The sequence below is a fragment of the Olsenella porci genome (genome assembly GCF_009695875.1).
GTDB lineage: Bacteria > Actinomycetota > Coriobacteriia > Coriobacteriales > Atopobiaceae > Olsenella_H > Olsenella_H porci.
Map to the genome: position 1 here is coordinate 142,316 of NZ_VUNC01000002.1, position 18,659 is coordinate 160,974.

The 18,659-nt window shown below is 66.3% G+C and carries 17 protein-coding genes; 1 reads left to right on the plus strand and 16 read right to left on the minus strand.

Annotated features, from left to right (window positions below; genetic code table 11):
• Positions 1-625 precede the first annotated feature (625 nt).
• From ffh to FYJ68_RS03420, 15 genes are all read right to left on the minus strand, one after another.
• Entirely contained in the window at positions 626-2,074 is a 1,449-nt protein-coding gene (ffh, locus tag FYJ68_RS03350; protein WP_154433961.1) for a signal recognition particle protein, read from the minus strand.
• Between the two features lie 6 nt (positions 2,075-2,080).
• Positions 2,081-2,986, minus strand: a complete 906-nt coding sequence (ftsY, locus tag FYJ68_RS03355; RefSeq protein WP_154433963.1) for a signal recognition particle-docking protein FtsY — start codon at positions 2,984-2,986, stop codon at positions 2,081-2,083.
• Positions 2,987-6,529 (minus strand): chromosome segregation protein SMC, encoded by a 3,543-nt coding sequence (gene smc / locus FYJ68_RS03360; RefSeq protein WP_195837718.1) that lies wholly within the window; start codon positions 6,527-6,529, stop codon positions 2,987-2,989.
• Positions 6,530-6,557: 28 nt separating this feature from the next.
• Positions 6,558-7,292: a ribonuclease III gene (rnc, locus tag FYJ68_RS03365; protein WP_154433968.1), complete on the minus strand. Its 735-nt coding sequence runs from the start codon at positions 7,290-7,292 to the stop codon at positions 6,558-6,560.
• Between the two features lie 9 nt (positions 7,293-7,301).
• Positions 7,302-7,538, minus strand: coding sequence for an acyl carrier protein (locus FYJ68_RS03370; RefSeq protein ID WP_154433970.1), 237 nt, complete (start codon positions 7,536-7,538; stop codon positions 7,302-7,304).
• Between the two features lie 96 nt (positions 7,539-7,634).
• Positions 7,635-8,624, minus strand: coding sequence for a phosphate acyltransferase PlsX (gene plsX, locus FYJ68_RS03375; RefSeq protein ID WP_154433972.1), 990 nt, complete (start codon positions 8,622-8,624; stop codon positions 7,635-7,637).
• 93 nt (positions 8,625-8,717) lie between these two features.
• On the minus strand, positions 8,718-8,897 hold the full coding sequence (gene rpmF / locus FYJ68_RS03380; protein ID WP_009279317.1) for a 50S ribosomal protein L32: 180 nt from the start codon (positions 8,895-8,897) through the stop codon (positions 8,718-8,720).
• Between the two features lie 163 nt (positions 8,898-9,060).
• Positions 9,061-9,435 (minus strand): hypothetical protein, encoded by a 375-nt coding sequence (locus FYJ68_RS03385; RefSeq protein ID WP_154433974.1) that lies wholly within the window; start codon positions 9,433-9,435, stop codon positions 9,061-9,063.
• A 306-nt stretch (positions 9,436-9,741) separates the two neighbouring features.
• A complete protein-coding gene (locus FYJ68_RS03390) occupies positions 9,742-10,326 on the minus strand; it encodes a YceD family protein (RefSeq protein ID WP_154433976.1) in 585 nt (194 codons plus the stop codon).
• A 5-nt stretch (positions 10,327-10,331) separates the two neighbouring features.
• Positions 10,332-10,829 (minus strand): ATPase, encoded by a 498-nt coding sequence (locus tag FYJ68_RS03395; protein WP_154433978.1) that lies wholly within the window; start codon positions 10,827-10,829, stop codon positions 10,332-10,334.
• Between the two features lie 196 nt (positions 10,830-11,025).
• Positions 11,026-11,547 carry a pantetheine-phosphate adenylyltransferase gene (gene coaD / locus FYJ68_RS03400; RefSeq protein WP_154433980.1) on the minus strand — a complete coding sequence of 174 codons (522 nt, stop codon included), beginning with the start codon at positions 11,545-11,547 and terminating at the stop codon, positions 11,026-11,028.
• Positions 11,540-12,151 carry an RsmD family RNA methyltransferase gene (locus FYJ68_RS03405; RefSeq protein ID WP_154433982.1) on the minus strand — a complete coding sequence of 204 codons (612 nt, stop codon included), beginning with the start codon at positions 12,149-12,151 and terminating at the stop codon, positions 11,540-11,542. The genes coaD and FYJ68_RS03405 overlap by 8 nt, the downstream gene beginning before the upstream one ends.
• Before the next feature lie 104 nt (positions 12,152-12,255).
• Entirely contained in the window at positions 12,256-14,457 is a 2,202-nt protein-coding gene (locus tag FYJ68_RS03410; RefSeq protein WP_154433984.1) for an ATP-dependent DNA helicase RecG, read from the minus strand.
• Positions 14,458-14,460: 3 nt separating this feature from the next.
• Positions 14,461-16,137, minus strand: coding sequence for a DAK2 domain-containing protein (locus tag FYJ68_RS03415; protein WP_154433986.1), 1,677 nt, complete (start codon positions 16,135-16,137; stop codon positions 14,461-14,463).
• A gap of 44 nt (positions 16,138-16,181) precedes the next feature.
• Positions 16,182-16,526 (minus strand): Asp23/Gls24 family envelope stress response protein, encoded by a 345-nt coding sequence (locus tag FYJ68_RS03420; RefSeq protein WP_154433988.1) that lies wholly within the window; start codon positions 16,524-16,526, stop codon positions 16,182-16,184.
• Between the two features lie 408 nt (positions 16,527-16,934).
• On the opposite strand from FYJ68_RS03420, the gene rpmB reads away from it, so the two are divergent.
• The gene (rpmB, locus tag FYJ68_RS03425) at positions 16,935-17,135 is read left to right on the plus strand and encodes a 50S ribosomal protein L28 (protein WP_154433990.1); all 201 of its coding nucleotides are present in this window, start codon (positions 16,935-16,937) and stop codon (positions 17,133-17,135) included.
• A gap of 115 nt (positions 17,136-17,250) precedes the next feature.
• Here rpmB and FYJ68_RS03430 read toward each other — a convergent pair whose 3' ends face one another.
• Positions 17,251-18,594, minus strand: a complete 1,344-nt coding sequence (locus FYJ68_RS03430; RefSeq protein ID WP_154433992.1) for a thiamine diphosphokinase — start codon at positions 18,592-18,594, stop codon at positions 17,251-17,253.
• Between the last annotated feature and the right edge of the window lie 65 nt (positions 18,595-18,659).

Sequence of the window (18,659 nt, forward strand, 5' to 3'; positions counted from 1 at the left end):
TGCCACGTAGGGCCCGGGGGATTGCGTTCCCCCAGTTGAGCCACTATCAACATCGCAACTTTGGCAGTGAGTTCCCCTTGTGAGTGCTCATTTCAGGACGCAGCTGCCATCGGCAGCAGAGGAGACGGTAGGCTGGCAGCAGATTGCTCGCGCAAGCAACCTTCTTCCAAGGCTGGAGACTTGGCTGGATGTCAACTAGGGAAAGTCAACCCAATAGTCCACTCTGTCTAAAGCCGCCTGCGAGGAGCCAGGGTTCTCCCCCCAGGAAGGGGAGTCCGCTACCGTGTGGGAGGCGCTCGGAGGGATGATGGCAGGGGGATTACCGTGCGGCCAGCGGCCATCACCAGCGGGGGGAGGCTTGCTCTCTGACCAAGGCTCGTCCGTACCGGGTGACCTGTTCCCCTTCTTTGACCAGGGGACCCTCCCCGAGCGGGGGCGCGACGTGCGGCGTCGGACACGGGAGACGCCCCTCTCCCCTTCTTTGAGCCCTTCAAACCGGCACGGACTTGGCGCAAGGCCTCGCGGAACGGCCACAAACAAACGGAGCGCACCGAGCCAGTTCGTTGGCCCGATGCGCCCCGTCGTCTTGACCGTCCCAAACAGCGATGCCTCGCGCGGGAGGACCCTAGAACTTCTTGCCCCCAAGCTTGGCGATCTGGTCCATGTCCATGTTGCCCAGGCCGTTCATGCCACCAATACCCATGTTCTTCATCATGCCGCGCATCTGGCGCATCTGCTTGCGCGAGGTGGAGCCCTTCTTCTTCCCCTTGGGGGAGACCTGCGTCATCTGACGCATCTTGCCCATCATCTTGTTCATCTGGTCCCACTGCTTCAGGACCTGGTTCACGTCCTGGACAGTGTGGCCGGAACCTGCGGCGATGCGCTTCCTGCGCTGCCCGTTGATCTTCTTGGGCTTCTTTCGCTCCTCCTTGGTCATCGACCTGATGATCGACTCGACCTTGGTGAGCTGGCTCTCGTCCGCCTGGTTGCCCGCCTGCTGGAGCATGCGCTCGCCGCCGGGAAGCATCCCGATCATCTTCTGGAGGCCGCCCATCTTACGGATCTGCTGGAGCTGGCCAAGGTAGTCGTCCATGGTGAAGCCCTCGAGCAGCATGCGCTCGGCGTCCTCCACCTGCTTCTCGTCGGCGACCTTCTGCGCCTGCTCGATGATTCCATAGACGTCGCCCATGCCCAGAATGCGCTTGGCCATCCTGTCGGGGTGGAAGACCTCGAGGGAGTCGGGCTTCTCGCCCATGGAGACGAACTTGATGGGCTTGCCCGTGACCTCGCGCACCGAGAGGGCACCGCCGCCACGCGCGTCACCGTCGAGCTTGGACATGATGACGCCGTCGAAGTCCACGCGCTCAGCAAACTCGCGGACGACGTTGACGATGTCCTGACCGGTCATTGCATCGACTACCATGAGAATCTGGTCGGGCTTGACGGCAGACTTGATGTCCACCGCCTCCTGCATCATCTCCTCGTCGACCTGCAGGCGGCCGGCGGTGTCGACGATGACGATGTCGTTGAGATGGTCGACCGCCTCCTGGATGGAGTCCCTCGCCACGGCAACCGCGTCCTTGCCGTCGCCACGGAACACGGGGACGGAAATCTCGTTGCCCAGCGTCTGCAACTGGTCTGCCGCGGCGGGGCGGTGCGTGTCGCATGCCGCAAGCAGGGGGCTGTGACCCTGCCCCTTCAGCAGGTAGGCCAGCTTGGCTGCAGCAGTGGTTTTGCCGGAGCCCTGCAGGCCCACGAGCATGATCACGTTGGGCGTGCGGTTCTGGGCCAGGACGAGCTTGGACTCGGTGGAGCCTAGCAGCTTGGTTAGCTGGTCCAGGACGATCATGACCACGTTCTGCGCCGGCGTGAGGGAGTCCAGGACCTCAGAGGTCATGCACTTCTCCTTGCAGGCGGAGACGAACGTCTTCACCACGCGGTAGTTGACGTCGGCCTCGAGCAGGGCCATGCGGATCTCGCGCATGGCAGAGTTGATGTCGTCCTCGGTCAGGCGGCCCTTGCCGCGGAGCTTGTCGAAGGTGCCCTGGAGACGGTCGGACAGGCTGTTGAACATGATGAGCTACTCCCCCTCTCCGTCACCCACGAGCGCGCGTGAGAACTCCGCCGCGTCGAAGGACTGGAGGTCGTCGATCCCCTCGCCCACGCCGATGCGATAGATCGGCAGTCCGAGGGTGTGTGAGATTGCCACGGCGATGCCGCCCTTGGCGGTGCCGTCGAGCTTGGTGACGATGAGTCCGTCGAGGTCGAGCGCCTCGTTGAACTCGGTCGCCTGGGCAAGGCCGTTCTGTCCGGTGGTCGCGTCGATCACCAAGACCACGCTCACGGGCATGGTGGCGCGCTTGCGTGTGACCCTGACCACCTTCTGGAGCTCGCGCATGAGCTCGGGCGAGGTGTGGAGCCTCCCCGCGGTGTCGATCAGCACGAGGTCTGCCGAGTCCCTCTCGGCGCGCTCGAGGACGTCGTAGCACACGCTGGCGGGATCCGCCCCGCGCTCGCGCGTCACGACCTCGACCCCGGAGCGCTGGCCCCACACCTCGAGCTGCTCGATCGCCGCCGCACGGAAGGTGTCGGCACCGCCGATGAGGCAGGACCTCCCCTCTCCCCTTGCGACGCCCGCGAGCTTGCCCACCGTGGTGGTCTTGCCCGCGCCGTTGATGCCCACGAAGAGCACGCACGAGGGAAGGTCCTCGAAGGGGTCACGATCTGCTATTGCAAACTCATGCGAGATGCGCTCGGCCAACGCGGCCCTGAGCTGCCTCGCCGTGCGAAGCCCCTCCCTCGCCGCCTGCTCGCGCAGGTCGTCGGTGACGCGCATGGCCACCTCGGCGCCCATGTCGTCCATCACGAGGTGGTCCTCGAGGTCCTCCCAGAAGTCCTCGTCGACCTCGCCGCCCATGTAGAAGATCTCTGAGAGCGTCTCGCGCGAGCGTGAGAGGCCCTTCCTGAGCCGGTCCCTAAGTCCCATCTAAGCCTGCACCACCTTTCCCGTGGAGCGGTCGAGCCGCTGGCTCACGACGTGGCTCACGCCGTCGGCCTGCATCGACACGCCATAGAGTACGTCCGCCTGCTCCATCGTCCTGCGCTGGTGGCTGATGACGATGAGCTGGGTGTCCTCTTTCAGCAGCTCGATGGCGTCGAGCAGCTTTGAGAGGTTCGCGTCGTCCAGTGCCGCCTCCACCTCGTCGAACACGTAGAAGGGGACGGTCCTGGTCTTATATACCGCAAAGAGCAGCGCGAGAGCCGTGAGGGACTTCTCGCCTCCGCTCATGAGGGTCATCTTCTGGATCCTCTTGCCGCGGGGCTGTGCCACGATCTCGATGCCCGTCTCGTCCAGGTGGTCGGGGTCGGTCATCTCGATGTGCGCATGCCCTCCGGGGAAGAGCATCGCGAAGATCTCCGTGAAGTTTGCGTTGACGCGGTCGAACACCACCAGGAACTGGCGCCGCATCTTGCGCTCGATCGCCTGCGTGATCTTCTGGAGCGACTTCCTGGCCTTCTCGAGGTCCTCGACCTGGGCGCCGATGTAGTCCGCGCGCGCCTTGAGTCGGGTGTACTCGTCCATCGCAACCTCGTTGACGGGGCCTATGCCGGAGAGTTGCTTGCGCAGACGCTCCACCTCGCGCTCCATGGCCTCGCGGTCCTCGGGCTCGGGAAGAGCGAGCGCGTCCTCTAACACGTAGCCGTCGGCGGTGATGGCCTGGATGGCATTCTCCACCTGGACCTCGAGCCTACCCATCTCGACCTTGACGTCGTTGGCGGTGGTCTTGGCGCCCTCAAGCTCGGTGGACGCGGCATCGACCGCCTGGCGGGCCTCGCCGATGGTGCGCTTGAGCGAGTCGGAGTCGGCCTCGGCGAGGGACGCGCGGTCCTTGAGCCGTGCGGCCCAGGCGAGTGCGCGCTCGTGTATGGCGTCGTAGCGCTCGTGGAGGGGCTCGACCCTCAGCCTCAGCACGTCGAGCGCTGCCGCCCCCTGCTCGGTCTGCTCGCGCCTCTTGTCGATGTCCGCCACCTGGCGCGCGAGCTGCTCCTCACGGACCGCGAGGTGGTTCTTTCGCTCGGACACGGTGGCGAGCTTGAGCTTGGCCTCGGAAAGCCTTCCCTCCAGATCGTTCTCCTTGCGGGAGGCCTGCTGGCGCTTGCCCGATACCTCGTCGAGCTCATCGGAGAGCCGAGCGGCCCGCTCCTTGGCGGCCTCCGCGGCTGCCTTGTGCCTCTCGACCTCCTGGCGCGCCTTGCCCGTGCGCGCCGCAGCGGCCTCGCGTCCCTTGGTCACCTGGGCTCGCTCGGACTCCGCCTTGCGGATCTGCGCCTCAAGGCGACCGATCTCCGCCGTGACGGACGACAGCTCGCCGGAGAGGCCCGCGACCTCGCCCTTAGCCTGTGCGCTCCCCTCGCGGGCGGAGGAGAGACGCGCCTCGGCAGAGGAGATCGCCCCAGTGGCATCGGCAAGGGCGGACTCCAGCTCGCCCATCCCCTCGCGGAGGGAGCGGATGCGTCGCTTGCGCTCGAGGGCGCCCTGCTCGGCGTTGGACGCGAGCCCCACGTAGGTGCGCCCGTCGGGCAGGACGGTGACCCCCTCCGGCGTCACGAACGTGAGCCCGGGAGCGCTGGCATGGGCTTCGAGGGCGGCGCGGGCATCGGGGACCACGCGGACCCCGCCCAGCACCGACGAGACCAGCCCGTCGGCGTCGTCGCGCACGCGCAGCCTCGCGAGAAGGGACTCCCCGGGCAGGCCGTCGCCGTCCGCGTTCCCCCCTCCGGCCTCGTCCATGCTCACGATGGCGGCGCGGCCCTTTGCTTTGGACCCCAAGGCGGTCTGGGCAAGCCTGGCTGCGTCGTCACCGGACGAGACTACCAATGCCCCCAGGTCGTCGCCCAGCAGGCGCTCCACCACGCCCTCCAGCTCGTCGGGCGCCTCCACGAGGTCGGCGAGGCGGCACCTCACCAGGCTGCCGTCTGGCCCCTTCGTGAGGGATGCCACCAGCTGGGACGAGTTCTGCGCCTGCTCGTCCACGGACTCAAGGGCCCCCAGGTTGGCGCGGGCCTTCGAGAGCCTCGAGCGGCTCTCCTGCTCCGCGCTGCGGGCAGCCCTGACCTCGTCCTTGCACGACCTGATGGCGTCGTCCGCCTCGCGCTCGCGGGAGCGGGCCGCCTCGAGCGACGTGCGGCACTCCTCCTCCTGCGCCCTGCGCTGCGAGAGCGCCTCGGTCGCGGTGGCAAGGTCGTCGGCGATCTGGTCTAGGCGGCTCTGGAACATGCCGTCCTCGACCTCGGAGTTAGATATCTGGTCGCGCAGCTTGGCATACTCCAGCGTCTCCTGGTCCGCCTCGCGCTGGGCGGCGCGCTGGTCTGCCGTGAGCTGCGACTGGCGAGAGCCGAGCCTGCGCCTCTCGTCCGCGGCGTCCTTTGCCTGCGGGCCCAGCTCGCTCACGCGGCCCCTCAGCTCCCGTGTGCGTGCGGTTGCCTCCTCCAGCTCCTCCGCGACCTTGGCGTGCTCGTCCTCGGCCTGCGCGCGCTGGCGCTCCATGGCGGAGAGGCTCATGCGCATCTCGGAGAGGCGCGAGACCATGTTCTTGCCCTTTTCCTCGAGAAGGCGCATGTCGGAGTCCATGCGCCCGAGGAGGTCCTGCATCCTGCGACGCTGCTCGCCCAGGTCGCCAACGAAGATGCCCTTCTGCTCAAGCAGCGACTGGTACTTCTCCAGGTCGTGGTTCTTCTCGTCCAGGCGGTACTGGGCGAGCTCGATGGCGGCGTCTGCCTCCTTGCCGCGCTCGGAGAGGCGCTGGTAGCGCGCCTGGAGCTGCCTGAGGTCGTCCACCGCGAGCGTGGTGTTGAGCTCGGCGAGCCGCCCCTGCAGGTCGTGCGCGCGCTTTGCCTTGTCCACCTGACGCTCGAGCGGCTTGAGCTGGCGGTTGATCTCGCGCTCGATGTCCTTGGCCCGGGTAAGGTTCTCCTGCATTCCCTGGAGCTTTCGCTGCGAGCGCTCCTTGCGGCGGCGATGCTTGCTGATGCCCGCCGCCTCCTCGATGAGCTCGCGTCGCTCCTCTGGCCTGCTCGAGAGGACGCTGTCGAGCTTACCCTGACTGATGATTGAGTGGGTGTCCTTGCCCAGGCCGGAGTCGTGCAGGATGTCGGTGATGTCGCGTAGCCTGGCGGGTGCACCGTTGATCAGGTACTCTGACTCACCCGAGCGATACATCCTTCGGGTGATGGCCACCTCGCCAAACTCGATGGGGAGCGTGTGGTCCGAGTTGTCCAGGACCAGCGTGACCTCGGCCAGCCCCACGGCCTGCCTTCCGGAGGAGCCGGAGAAGATCACGTCCTCCATGGCCTGGCCGCGCAGCATCTTGGCGCTCTGCTCGCCCAGGACCCACAGGATCGAGTCCGAGATGTTCGACTTGCCGCTGCCGTTTGGCCCCACGACCACGTTGAGGCCAGGGTCAAAGACCATGGCCGTACGGTCCGCGAAGGACTTGAACCCCTTGAGCGTGAGCGACTTCAGATACACGTGCCAGACACCTTCCCGAGAGGGGGGGCTACTCCCCCTCTCCCCCCGCCGCGTCGTCAAGGCCGTCGGAGTCCATGTATCCCATGCGCCGCAGCGCGTCGAGCGCCGCCTCGGACTCCGACTCCTTCTTCGAGGAGCCCGAGCCGCGCCCGACGCGTGCGCCATCCACAAAGACGACGCTCGTGAAGGTGGGCTTGTGCGCCGGCCCCTCCTCCCCCACGAGCTTGTACTCGGGGGCGCAGCGAAGGTCGCGCTGGGTCACCTCCTGAAGGCGGGACTTGGGCGAGATGGGCCGCTTCGCGAGCTGGGGCGACATGTGCGGGGCGAGCGTCCTCGAAACGAACTCGTGCGTGACCTCAAACCCGGCGTCCAGGTAGAGCGCCCCCACGATCGACTCGTACACGTTCTCGAGGGCCGAGTGCATACCCCGCGCCCCGGTGCCCTTCTCGGACTCGCCGAACACGATCACGTCGCCAATTCCCAGGTCGCCTGCGACCTCGCTGAGCGTCTTCCCCGAGACGAGCGAGATCTTGAGGCGTGTGAGCTCTCCCTCGTCCATGCTGGGGAACGCCTCGAAGAGGTCGGTCGCGACCATGGCGCCGAGGATGGAGTCCCCCAGGAACTCGAGCCTCTCGTATGAGGCTGACACGGGCTGGTTCTCCACCGCCGACGGATGCGTGATGGCCGAGGTGATCAGCCTTCGGTCCTCAAAGTGGTGGCCGACGATCTCCTCGACGCGCGCGATGCTCCTCTCAATCCCCAACCGGCTCACCTACTGGGCGCTCTCGATGGTCTTGACCGCATCGCCGATCGTGACGATGGACTGGAGCTCGTCGTCGGGAAGCTCCTTGCCAAACTCGTCCTCAAACGAAGTGACGAGCTCCAGGAGGTCGAAGGAGTCTGCGCCAAGGCTCTTGAACTCGGTGTCCTCACCAAGAGTGGAGGGGTCTACCTCCAGCTCGTCGGCGGTAAGGCCGATGACCTTCTCCAGGATCTGATCGTGGCTCATGGTTGCCTCCCCATCGTGCAACCGGCCGCGGCACCGAGCCACGGCCGGCAGATTAACGAATCCTGACGATTGTACCCTGTTGGGGTACGCCAAACCCTACGAGACCTGCTGCGCCACCTTGTCCACAAGCCCTTCGCGGACCGCCCTTGCGCAGGCGAGAGTCCCGTTCTTAACGGCCTCGCGCGAGGTCGCCCCATGGCCAATGAGGACGGGGGCCTTGACCCCCAGGAGCATGGCACCGCCGTAGTCGTCGCCGGAGAGCTCCGCGGCGACGGCCTTGAGTGAGGGCTTGAGGAGGCCGGCGCCAAGCTTTGCCCTCGTGCTCTGCTCCACCGCCCCCTTCACGCGCCCAAGGATGAACTTGGCCGTGCCCTCGATGGTCTTGAGCGCGACGTTGCCTGTGAAACCGTCCGTGACGATCACATCAAAGCGACCCGCCAGGATGTCGCCGCCCTCGCAGTTGCCCTTGAACCAGCCCGCGTCCCCGCACGCCTCCGCCAGCGCGGCGTGCGCCGCCAGGGCGGCCTCGGAGCCCTTGGTGTCCTCGGAGCCATTGGAGAGGAGCGCGACCGATGCGTCCTCGACCCCCAGCAGGATGTGCGAGAAGGCGCGTCCCATCTGGGCAAACTGAACGATCATCTCGGGCCTTGCGTCCGCGTTGGCACCCATGTCGCAGAAGATCGTGTCTCTCCCGGAGAGGCCGGGGAGCGCGCTCGCGATGGCGGGGCGCTTGATCCCGCGAATCCGCCCCACGTGAAGGGTGGCGGCGGCGAAGATGGCACCCGTGGAGCCGGCGGAGAAGAACCCGTCCGCATCCCCCGAACGAACCGCCTGGCAGCCGCGCACGATGCTCGAGTCGCGCTTTGCCCTCACGGCATCGGCAGGGTGCTCGCCCATGCCGATGACCTCGCTCGCAACGAGGGCGCGGACCCTCTCCCTTGATGCTGCGAACGGCGTGACCACGTCCTCCGGCCCCGAGACGAGGACCGAGAGGTCGGAATCTGCGGAGAGTGCGGCGTCGATGCCGTCCAGGACGACCTCAGGGCCCTCGTCCCCGCCCATCGCGTCAACGCAGATGGTAGTCATGGCTCCTCCAGACCGGGGCGTTGCCCCAATGTGAAAAGGGAGGCCAACCCCGGCAGGGGCCGACCTCCCAGGCTCGTTGAGCTTGGCTCTGCGCTACTCGGTAACGACGACCTCGCGGTCCTTGTAGTAGCCGCAGTTGGGGCACACGTGGTGCGGAAGCTTAGGAGCGCCGCACTGCGGGCAGACGGAACGTGCCGGAGCGGCGAGCTTGCTGTTGGCCGAACGACGAGTGTGCGTGGCGCCGCGGCCCTTTTTCTGCTTGGGAACTGCCATCTTGACCTCTCTTACATAGCTGCACGCCAGGCACCCGCCCGACGATCTTGCCTGTGAACACGCGAGAACTGACTATACCACGTACGCGCGACCCTCGCACGCCAACAGAAATACTACATTCGCGGGGGTGAGCCGCGGCGGGCCGCCACAGCAAACCTGAAGACTATCCCAGAGGGTTCTGTTCCCGATCATAGTCGTCATAGGACTTGGTGGGATGCCTGTCCTCGAGCCGCTTGACAAAGTCAGAGTCCACTTCCCTGTTGCTGGCGTCCCCGTCGGAGTTCGAATAGAGAAATGTGACGCTCGCGTCGCCAAGGTCATCCGGGTTCGTCCTGTCCCAGGACGCCGACGCGAACTTCTCGACGCCGCCGGACGTGACGTGGAAATAGTCGTCAAAGCCGGTAAAGGCGCCACCGGAGCCACTTTCCCGCAGCACGCCATCCGACGAGAGGAAGTACCAGTCCCTCATCTCGCGGTGGAACACTTCCATCCGCATTCCGCACTCGGTGCAAAAGCGGGCTGCATTGTCCGACGCCATCTTCTCCTCCCCAGCGCAGTTTCGGTAACTTTCCACACAGCTCGGTGAGACAACATGCATAGGATATGCCGAGTGTTCAGGTTGCGTTCAGGGTCTCACGCCAGGAGGGAGTCCCCTCTCTCTCCCCTCTGCCTGCGCGGAGCGGGTGATCGGGGTATTATGCAGCGGCAACAGCTGGCGACTCTCCTCGCCCTCGTGAACTGCGAACGCGCAAGACAATAAGGCAACCTGCATATACAACGACCCTCCCCCAGCCAATTCCCAATTGGGAACTTGCCGGGGGAGGGCCTAACCTTATCCAAGCTGTTAGCTCTCCGAACCCTCGCCGTCGCCCAGGTCGAGGTCGCGCAGCGCGGCGAACGGGCTTGCGTCGAGCCGCTCCTGCTCGCGCTGGGCCTCGATCTGCGCCGCATGCCCGCAGTCCTCCTTGTTGAGGTTTGCCCCGCACACCGGGCACAGGCCCTTGCAATCGGGCTGGCACAGCACCACGAAGGGCGTCTCCATCACCAGCGTGTCGCGAATCGCCTCGCCCAAATCGACCGTGTGGTCGTCTCCCACCAGGGCAAAGTCCACGTCGTCCTCGTCGTCGTCCGCCTGCTGGTCCTCGCTGGGCGCGTGGAAGAGATAGTACTCGTCCACCTCGCCATCCACGTCAAACTCGGCGGGATCAAGGCACCGGTCGCACGTGCCCACCACGTGGGCCTGTATCATGCCCGTGGCCAGGATCCCCTCGCCCGCATTGGTGAGCACCAGGTCGTAGTCGATCCCGCGGGGAAGGTCAAAGTGGTGCCCGCCCAGCTCGTAGCCCGCCTGGGGCACGTTTCCCTTAACGGAAAGCGTGTCGCCGGGGTTCTCGAGCCTCTCGTCCAGAATCTGCCTTACCTCGAGCATGGCACCTACCAGTTGACGTCGTTGGTCTGATTGCGCGGGCCGGAGTTCTCGTCGAGCGTCTGGCGCACGCGGGTGACGGACGTGGTGAGCGACTTGAGGTTGTCCTCCAGGTGCGCGAGCACAGTGTCGGCGTACTCCTCGGCGTTGTAGCGGGTGTCGCGCTCGTACTGGGCCGCCCGGTCGCGGATGTCGTCTGCCTGCTGCTGTGCGAGACGAACGACCTCCTGATCCCCAGCGAGGATCATAGCCTGCTGCTGAGCGTCCGCGATGATGGAGTCGGCCTGCTGCTGCGCGCGCTCAAGGGTCTCGGCCTCCTCCTTGACGATGCGACGGGCGTCCGCGAACTCCTGGGGGAACACGCGCCGGATCTCGTCGATGATCTCGTAGACGTCGTTGGCGTCCACGATCTTCTTGCCCGCCCCTCCCGCAAAGGGCGTCTTGCCCTCGCTCACAATCTGCTCGAGCTCACCTACCAGGCTCTCGATTTCTTCACCCGGCTGCATGCGGGGCTCCTTTCGTTCTTGCTTGCGACCTGCTGCCGCCTATAAACTATGATTCAGGCCGCATCGAACCCATGGTAGCAGATTGTATATTCCCCCCATGCCCAATGCTGCCCACCAGCGGGCGAGCGCATGAAGTCTCCCATTGGGGCGTGGGAGCAAGCAGGTTATGCAAACCCTTGGATGGGAGACGAGAGTCCTACTCGCCTTGCGCCGTCCCGTAGTGGCGCACGAGCGCCTCCTCCACGACCGGGGGGACCAGGAAGCTCACGTCCGAGCCGAGGGAGGCGAGCTCCCTCACGATGGACGACGAGACGTAGCCGTACTCGGGGCTGGACATGACGAACACCGACTCGAGGTCGGGGGCCAGGTGGCTGTTGAGGCCCGCCTGCTGCAGCTCGTACTCAAAGTCGGTCATGGCGCGCAGGCCCTTGACCACCGCGCTTGCGCCAACTTGCGTGCAGAAGTCGACCAGCAGCCCCGTGAAGGGCTGCACATCCACGTCGCGCAGGCCCTCGGCGTTAAGAGCCGAACGGAGCATTTGCACGCGCTCGTCGAGCGTGAAGGCGGTCCCCACCCCACGCTTACCAACCGACGCCGCCACGGCAACGGTCACGCGGGGGAAGAGCCTGCGCGTGCGCTGTATCACGTCCAAGTGTCCAAAGGTGACCGGATCGAAGGTCCCCGGAACCACAACGTGCGTCTGACCGACATCACTCATGCGAACCACCCAGCCTCCAAAGGGAGACGGCGGTGATGCCCCGTCCCCTCTCGCTCACCAGCTCGGCACCGTCGACGTCCAGGTCGGGGGCGTCGGCGGACCGCTCGTACAGGATCACCGCTCCGTCGTTCAGGAGCCCTGCCGCGCGAAGGTCCCGGACCAGCCCCGAGACCGACTCGGCGGCGACCGCATAGGGAGGGTCCAGGACCACGAGCGAGAAGGGCCCGCCGGGAACCCTCCCCCTGCGCGCGAGGGCGAGGACGTCTCCCCTTGTCGCGGTCACGCGCGGCGGCCTTGCGCCAAGTGCCTCGGAGTTGGAGCGCACGCAGCGCAGCGCAGTGGCGTCACGGTCGACGAAGGTGCATGAAAGTGCCCCGCGGGACAGGAGCTCAAAGCCGATTGCCCCGGACCCCGCAAACGCGTCGAGCACCCTCACCTCCGAGAGGTCGAGGCCAAACGCCGAGAGGACCATCGACGCCATGGACTCGCGGGTCCTGTCCATGGTGGGGCGGGTCACTTCCCTGCCCTCCGGGACCTGGATGGACCTCCCCCTCCAGGCACCCCCCACGATCTTCACGCGCGCCAACCGCCCACGTCCCTTCATGTGCCCCAACGCTGGCACGGGACCGTCCCGCGCCAAACCCGGTAGATGCTACCGTTCTCCGGCCGCCATTTCCACCCATTAGGCCAGGCAGCTACGACGGGTGACTATGCCCTCTCGACCTCCTCGAAGTAGCCGCCAAAGCGGTCCTGCGCCTCTATGCCCAGGGCGAGGTCGCCGGGCGCCGAAAGCTCCGGGTCGGCGTCGGCGACGCGACGGGCGTCCTCGTGCGCAGCCTGGGCGAGGTCACCGTCCACCGCGAGGTCGCTCACGCGCAGAGAAACGCCACCGTGCTGCCGGTAGCCCAGAACCTCACCCTCGTGCCTGAGCTTGAGGTCCAGCTCCGCGAGCTCAAGCCCATCTGAGGTGGACTCCAGCGCGGAGAGGCGCTTCCTCGCCGTGCTGCCTCGCTTTGCCGCGCACTCCAGGAAGACGGTGCCGGCGCAGTCGCCGCGTCCCACGCGCCCCCTCAGCTGGTGCAGCGTCGCCAGGCCAAACCGGTCCGAGTCCAGCACGAGCATCACGGTGGCGTTGGGTACGTCCACGCCGACCTCGATCACAGTGGTAGAAACCAGGACGTCGATGGCTCCCGACCTGAAGTCGTCCATCACCCGGTCCTTGTCCGCGGCAGAGAGGCGCCCCGTCACGAGGCCGACCGAGAGGCCCTTGAGGGGACCGCGGGCAAGACGCGCCTGTGTGGTGCTGGCGGAGTGGACGGTCTTGGCGGACGAGCGCACCCCCTCGGGGACGTCGTCCAGCTCGGAGCCGTCATCCGCGTCGTCCACGAGGGGACACACCACATAGGCCTGGTGCCCCTGCTCGTGCGCCTCTAGGATGGCGCCGTAGGCGAGGTCCAGGCGCTCCGGCGGGATGACCTTGGTGGTCACGCCCGCACCTAAGTTGGGCCTCTGGCTGATGCGGGAGCAGCTGACGTCGCCATATATGGTGAGCGCCAGCGATCGCGGGATGGGCGTCGCCGTCATCGCAAGCAGGTCGGCTCCCGGCCCCTTCCTCCTGAGCGCGGCCCGCTGGTCCACGCCAAAGCGATGCTGCTCGTCTATCACGACGAGGCCGAGACGGGCGAAGGCGACGTCGTCGGAGAGGAGCGCGGTGGTGCCAAAGGTGACCGAGACCTCGCCCGAGGCGACGCCCGCGACGGCCCGCCTCCTCTCCTCCGTCGGGGTCGCCCCGGTGATGAGCTGCCAGCTCACGCCCGCGGCGTCGAGGAGCGGGCCGAGCTTCTGCGCGTACTGGGCCGCCAGGACCGACGTCGGCGCCATCATGGCCGACTGCGCGCCGCCGTCCGCAGCAGCGGCGATCGCCGCCCCCGCGACCACTGTCTTACCCGTGCCCACGTCTCCCAAGAGGAGCCGGTTCATCACGTGCGGGGCCGCCATGTCGCGCAGGATGTCGCTCAGGGCGGCCTCCTGCTCCCTCGTGAGGGAGAAGGGCAGCGAACCCCTGAAGGCGGCGAGCCTAGGGCCGTCCACCACGTGCGAGAAGGGCGTGATGCCCCCCAACTCCAGGTGCTGCCGCGATAGGAGCGTGATCTGCAGGCACAGCAGCTCGTCATAGGCGAGGCGGCGGCGCGCCTCCTCCGCGGTTGCCAGGCTCGACGGGAAGTGGACCTCGCGTAGCGCACGGGAGAGCGACATCAGGCCATGCCCGGCAACAAGCTCCGGCGGGAGGAAGTCGCACACGTCACCGGCGTCCGCCAGGGCGCACGAGACGATGCGACGCATCCACGAGGCGGAGATGCCCTCCCCCACCGGGTGCACGGGTAATATCCTTGCCCGGGAGGACCGTCCCTCTCCCTCCCCGGACGAGTCTCCGCCTTCCCCGGAGCCCTCCAGGACCTCCAGGAACGGGGCCTTCATCTGCTTGAAGCCGTAGGCGAACTCCACACGCCCCGAGAGCGCAACGCTCGTTCCGACCTTGAGGCGGTCGGCAATCCAGGGCTGGCGGAAGAACGTGGCCTGCATGACGCCCGTCTGGTCGAGGACGTAGGCCTCGACGATCTGGAGGTTGGGCCGGGGTCGCTTGGACTTGACCCTGTCGACCGTCCCCACGACCGTGACCTCCTGCCCCACGTCGGCATGCGAGATGGGCGCGACGCACGAGAAGTCGAGGTAGCGATGGGGCACGTGGAGGAGGAGGTCGCGGACCCGCCTAATCCCCAGCCTCTCGAGCGCCTCCCGACGTTGGCCCGAGACGTACCTAAGGTGCGAAACGTCGTCGGCGAGCGCACTGGTCCTTCCCAGGCGCTCGCCGACCTCTGCGATTGTTGGGACGCGTCCGCCCTGAGCCAAGGTCTACTCGATCGAGAAGACCACGGGATACAGGGGCTGCTCGCCGCGGTGGGAGTCGATCTCGAGGTCGGGCTGGGCGGCCTCGATGGCGTCGAGCAGGTGCTTGAACGCGTCGTCGTCCAGGTCGCTGCCGGCGAGGATGGTGAGGGTGTCCCCCTCCTCCTCGTCCTGCATGCGGTTGATGACCTTGAGCGTCACATCCTCCACGTCGGACCCCACGACCTCGATGGAGCCGTCCTGGATGCCCATCACGTCGCCCGCGTGGATGGGGGTGCCGTCTGCCGCGGCGGAGTCACGGACTGCCGTGGTGACCTCGCCGTCGCGCACCTGCGAGATGGCGTCGGTCATCTCGTCCACGTTGGACTGGAGGTCGCCCTCCACGTCCGCCACGAACATGGCGGCGAACGCCTGGGGAACCGTCTTGGTGGGGACCACGGCGACCTTGCTCGCGGTGCACGCACCGGCAGCTGCCTCGGCGGCCATGCGGATGTTGCCGTTGTCGGGAAGGACGATGACCTGGTCGGCGTTGCACTCCTCGATGGCGGCGAGGATGTCTGCAGTCGAGGGGTTCATGGTCTGCCCACCGGACACCACGACGTCCACGCCGAGCGACTTGAGGATGTCCGCCTCGCCGGAGCCCGCCGCGACGGCCACGAAGCCGAGCGCCTTGCGCGGCGCCTTGGCAGCTGCTGCGGCCTCCGCCTTGTCCTGACGGATGCCCTCGGTGCGCTCGTGGGCCTCCAGGTCCATGTTGTGCACGAAAACGTTGAAGATCTGCCCGCGGTGCAGCATGTGGCGCAACACCCGGTCGGGGCGGTTGGTGTGCACGTGGATCTTGTAGTCGGGGTTGGAGCCCACCAGAAGTTCGCAGTCTCCCATAGAGGCGAGGTAGCGGAGGTTGGCCTCCTCGTCGAAGTCAGGGCTGTCGGCACGGAACAGGAACTCCGTGCAGTAGCGGTACTGGGAGCCCTCCCAGTCGTCGTTGATCTCGATGTCAACCACGTTGGCGACGTCCGCCTTGGCGTCAGAAGAGTCAACGGTGGTCTTGAAGTCGGACACCTCGCCTGCCTTGCCCTCGTAGGCGTTGACAAAGCCCTCAATGAACGTGGCGAGGCCGAAGGCGCCGGAGTCGACGACGCCGTTCTCCTTGAGAACGGGGAGCAGGTCGGGGGTACGGGCGACGGACTCGTAGGCCTCGACCACGATGGCATCGAGCGTCTCCACCGGGTTGGCCTTAGCCTTCTCCATCTGGTCGGCCTTTGCCGAGACGTCCTTGAGGACGGTGAGGATGGTCCCCTCGACCGGCTTGCGGACCGCCTTGAAGGCGACCTTGACCCCGTTGCGCAGTGCCGCCGCGATGTCCGACGTGGTCGCCTCGGGCCCGCGCACGCCCGCAAGCCCCTCCGCGACGCCGCGCAGAATCTGGCTGGTGATGACGCCCGAGTTGCCGCGGGCGCCCATGAGAGAGCCGTGGGTAATCGCCTTGGCGATGTCCTCCATCGAGGCGTCCTTGGGGAGGGCCTCGACCTCCTTCACGACGGTCCCCAGCGTGAGCGACATGTTGGTGCCGGTGTCGCCGTCGGGAACCGGGAAGACGTTGAGCTTGTTGATCTCGTCAGCCTTGTCGGCCACCACCTTGGCGGCAACGGGGAAACAGGTTCTAACGGTCTCTGCAATCATGGCTTGGTAAACCTCGGTTCTTCTCTATGACGGGAGCGAAGCGCCTAGCGGGTGCGCATTCCCTCGATATGTACACGCACCTCGACGCCATCAAGCTCTGCGATCTGCTTGAGAATGAACTTGACCGAGCTCTGGAGGTTGCCCGAGACGGATGCCATGTTGACGCCCTGCTCCACGATCACGTGGAGGTCGACCACGACCTTGCCCTCCTCGGTCCCCACGTCGATGCCCTTGCGAAGCCGGTTGGCAGGAAGCAGGCGGGCGACGCCCTCCTGCTGATCGATGTCGGCCATGCCGACGACGCCGTAGCACTCGAGGGCGGCATAGCCCGCAAGGTCGGCGATGCAGTCGTTGGATACCTTGAGGGTCCCCGGAACGACCTTTGCCATAGTGTCTCCTCTCGCCTGGCCAAACCACGGCCGCAGCATGTTTCTTTCGCAAGTATAACGCAGCGTAGGACAGAGACGACTTCCCGCATCTGCAGCTATGTGGTGCTTCTCGCCCACAGACGCGTGATTCTGTTCCAATTTGGACGGATCCGCAATGGAGAACTGGTGTCTGCGCATACGGGACTCCCACGCGTGTCCAAAAGCCATTCTCCCTCTGCTAAAATCCGTCCCCGGTGACACGAGGTGGACTCCCTCGAATGCTCTGCCACCAGAAGCCCTGACCAGCCGCGCACACAACTGACACATTCATTGTGTCCGTCGCGTTTGCAGCATGGGAAGGCTGTGCTATATTTGGACAGCTTTTGGTCGTATGTGACGCAGCAGCGTCACCCTATGGAGGTCGTGAACATGTCGAAGGTCTGTGATTTCTGCGGTAAGCACGCTGTTGCTGGTCGCTCCATTAGCCACTCCCACCGCACCGTCGCCCGCAAGTTTAAGCCCAACATCCAGCGCGTCACCGTCTACGTCGACGGCCGCGCCGTTAAGAAGAACGTCTGCACCCGTTGCCTCAAGAAGGGCAACATCGCGCGTTCGCCTTACCAGGCGTAGCGGCAACTGCCGGCATAGGTCGGCTCACATATGCGATTCTGCGGGGAGGCCTTAGGGTCTCCCCTTTTTCGTGCGCAGGGGAGACGGGAGCACGTCCCGCCCCCCAGATCACTCGTCACGACAGCAGGTACGCCGCCACCGCGCCAGAGTCACAGGTCACCGTGGCGTCCGCGTCCACCACCACGTTGGATACTGGCTGGTCCCCCAGAAGTGGGATCCCCTTGTGATCGAGCTCCCACTTGAGCCCACGCTCGGACAGCGTTGTGCCAGGCGCCACGGCGATGGCCGAGAAGGTCCTGCCCACGCCCCTCTCGCCCAGCCTCCAGGATGCCTGGCCGTCGGGAGAGAGAATCTGGCACTCGAAGGAGTCCTCCACGATGCGGGGACAGGCGTCCGCCGCACTGACGAGGACCCCCAGCGCCGCGAGCGCGTGGTCGGGCCGCCCGCCCGTGGCGCACGTGACGGTGAGGCGAAGCGCGGCCCCCCTCCTCGCAGCCTCGTGACGGGCACACGACACGGCGATGGACAGGTCGGTGCAGTACTTCTCCGAGGGATACTCGATCTCGTTCCCGGTGCCGGAGCGCGCCCAGGCGAGCGCCTCGGGATCCACTGAGTCGGCGTCGCCGCACAGGAGGTCCGGCCTCACGCCCGCATCGAGCAGGGCACGCGCACCACGGTCCACCGCCACGACGAAGTCCGCCTGGTCGCTCAGCTCCTGCACAAGGGCCGTCGAGCTGGGCTCGGGGGACCCGTCCACCAGCAGCGCGCGCATGATGCCGTCCGTCCTTGTTGGCGCAGGCTCAAAGTCGCGGATGATGGGGAGGGAGACGTCCACGTAGCCATGGCTGAAGATGTCGGCCTGCTGGCGGCAGAACGCCTCGTCCCTGCCATCGTGATCGTTGAAGATGCATACGGTCCTCAGCCCCACGCGACGTGCGGTGCGTAGGCCGAAGGGGGCGTCTTCGAAGAGCCAGGTGGTCTGGACGTTGGTCCCCAGCCTCCTCAGGGCCTCGAGGTAGACGTCGGGGTAATCCTTGCTGCGCCCCACGTCCCCCGCGCAGATGACGTCGTCAAAACAGTCCTCGATGCCGTGTGCGGCGAGGGCCACGCGCACCTCGGGGACCGTGGTGGACGAGGCGACGATCATCCGCACCCCGGCATCGCGCAGACTGCGCAGGAACTCGCCGCAGCCGGGAATGAGGGGCACCGTGGTCCTATACGCCTCGCGCACGCGCCGCTTGACCTCGGCGAGGATCTGCTCGCCCGGCAGGGGGACGCCGTACTGCGAGTGGAAGGCCTCGCACATCTCGCCCAGGGAGAGGGGCTCGGTGACCTCGTAGACGTGCTCCACGTTGGGCACGCCGTAGTCGCGAAGCAGCTCCACGACGACGTTATGCCACATGGGCATGGAGTCGACGAGCGTCCCGTCGCAGTCGAAGATCGCCCCGGTGATTCCCATGCTTCCTCCCCCTGGCCGCAGCGGCCCTGGATACCAATATTCAGCGTGCAAAATTCATGGTAGCA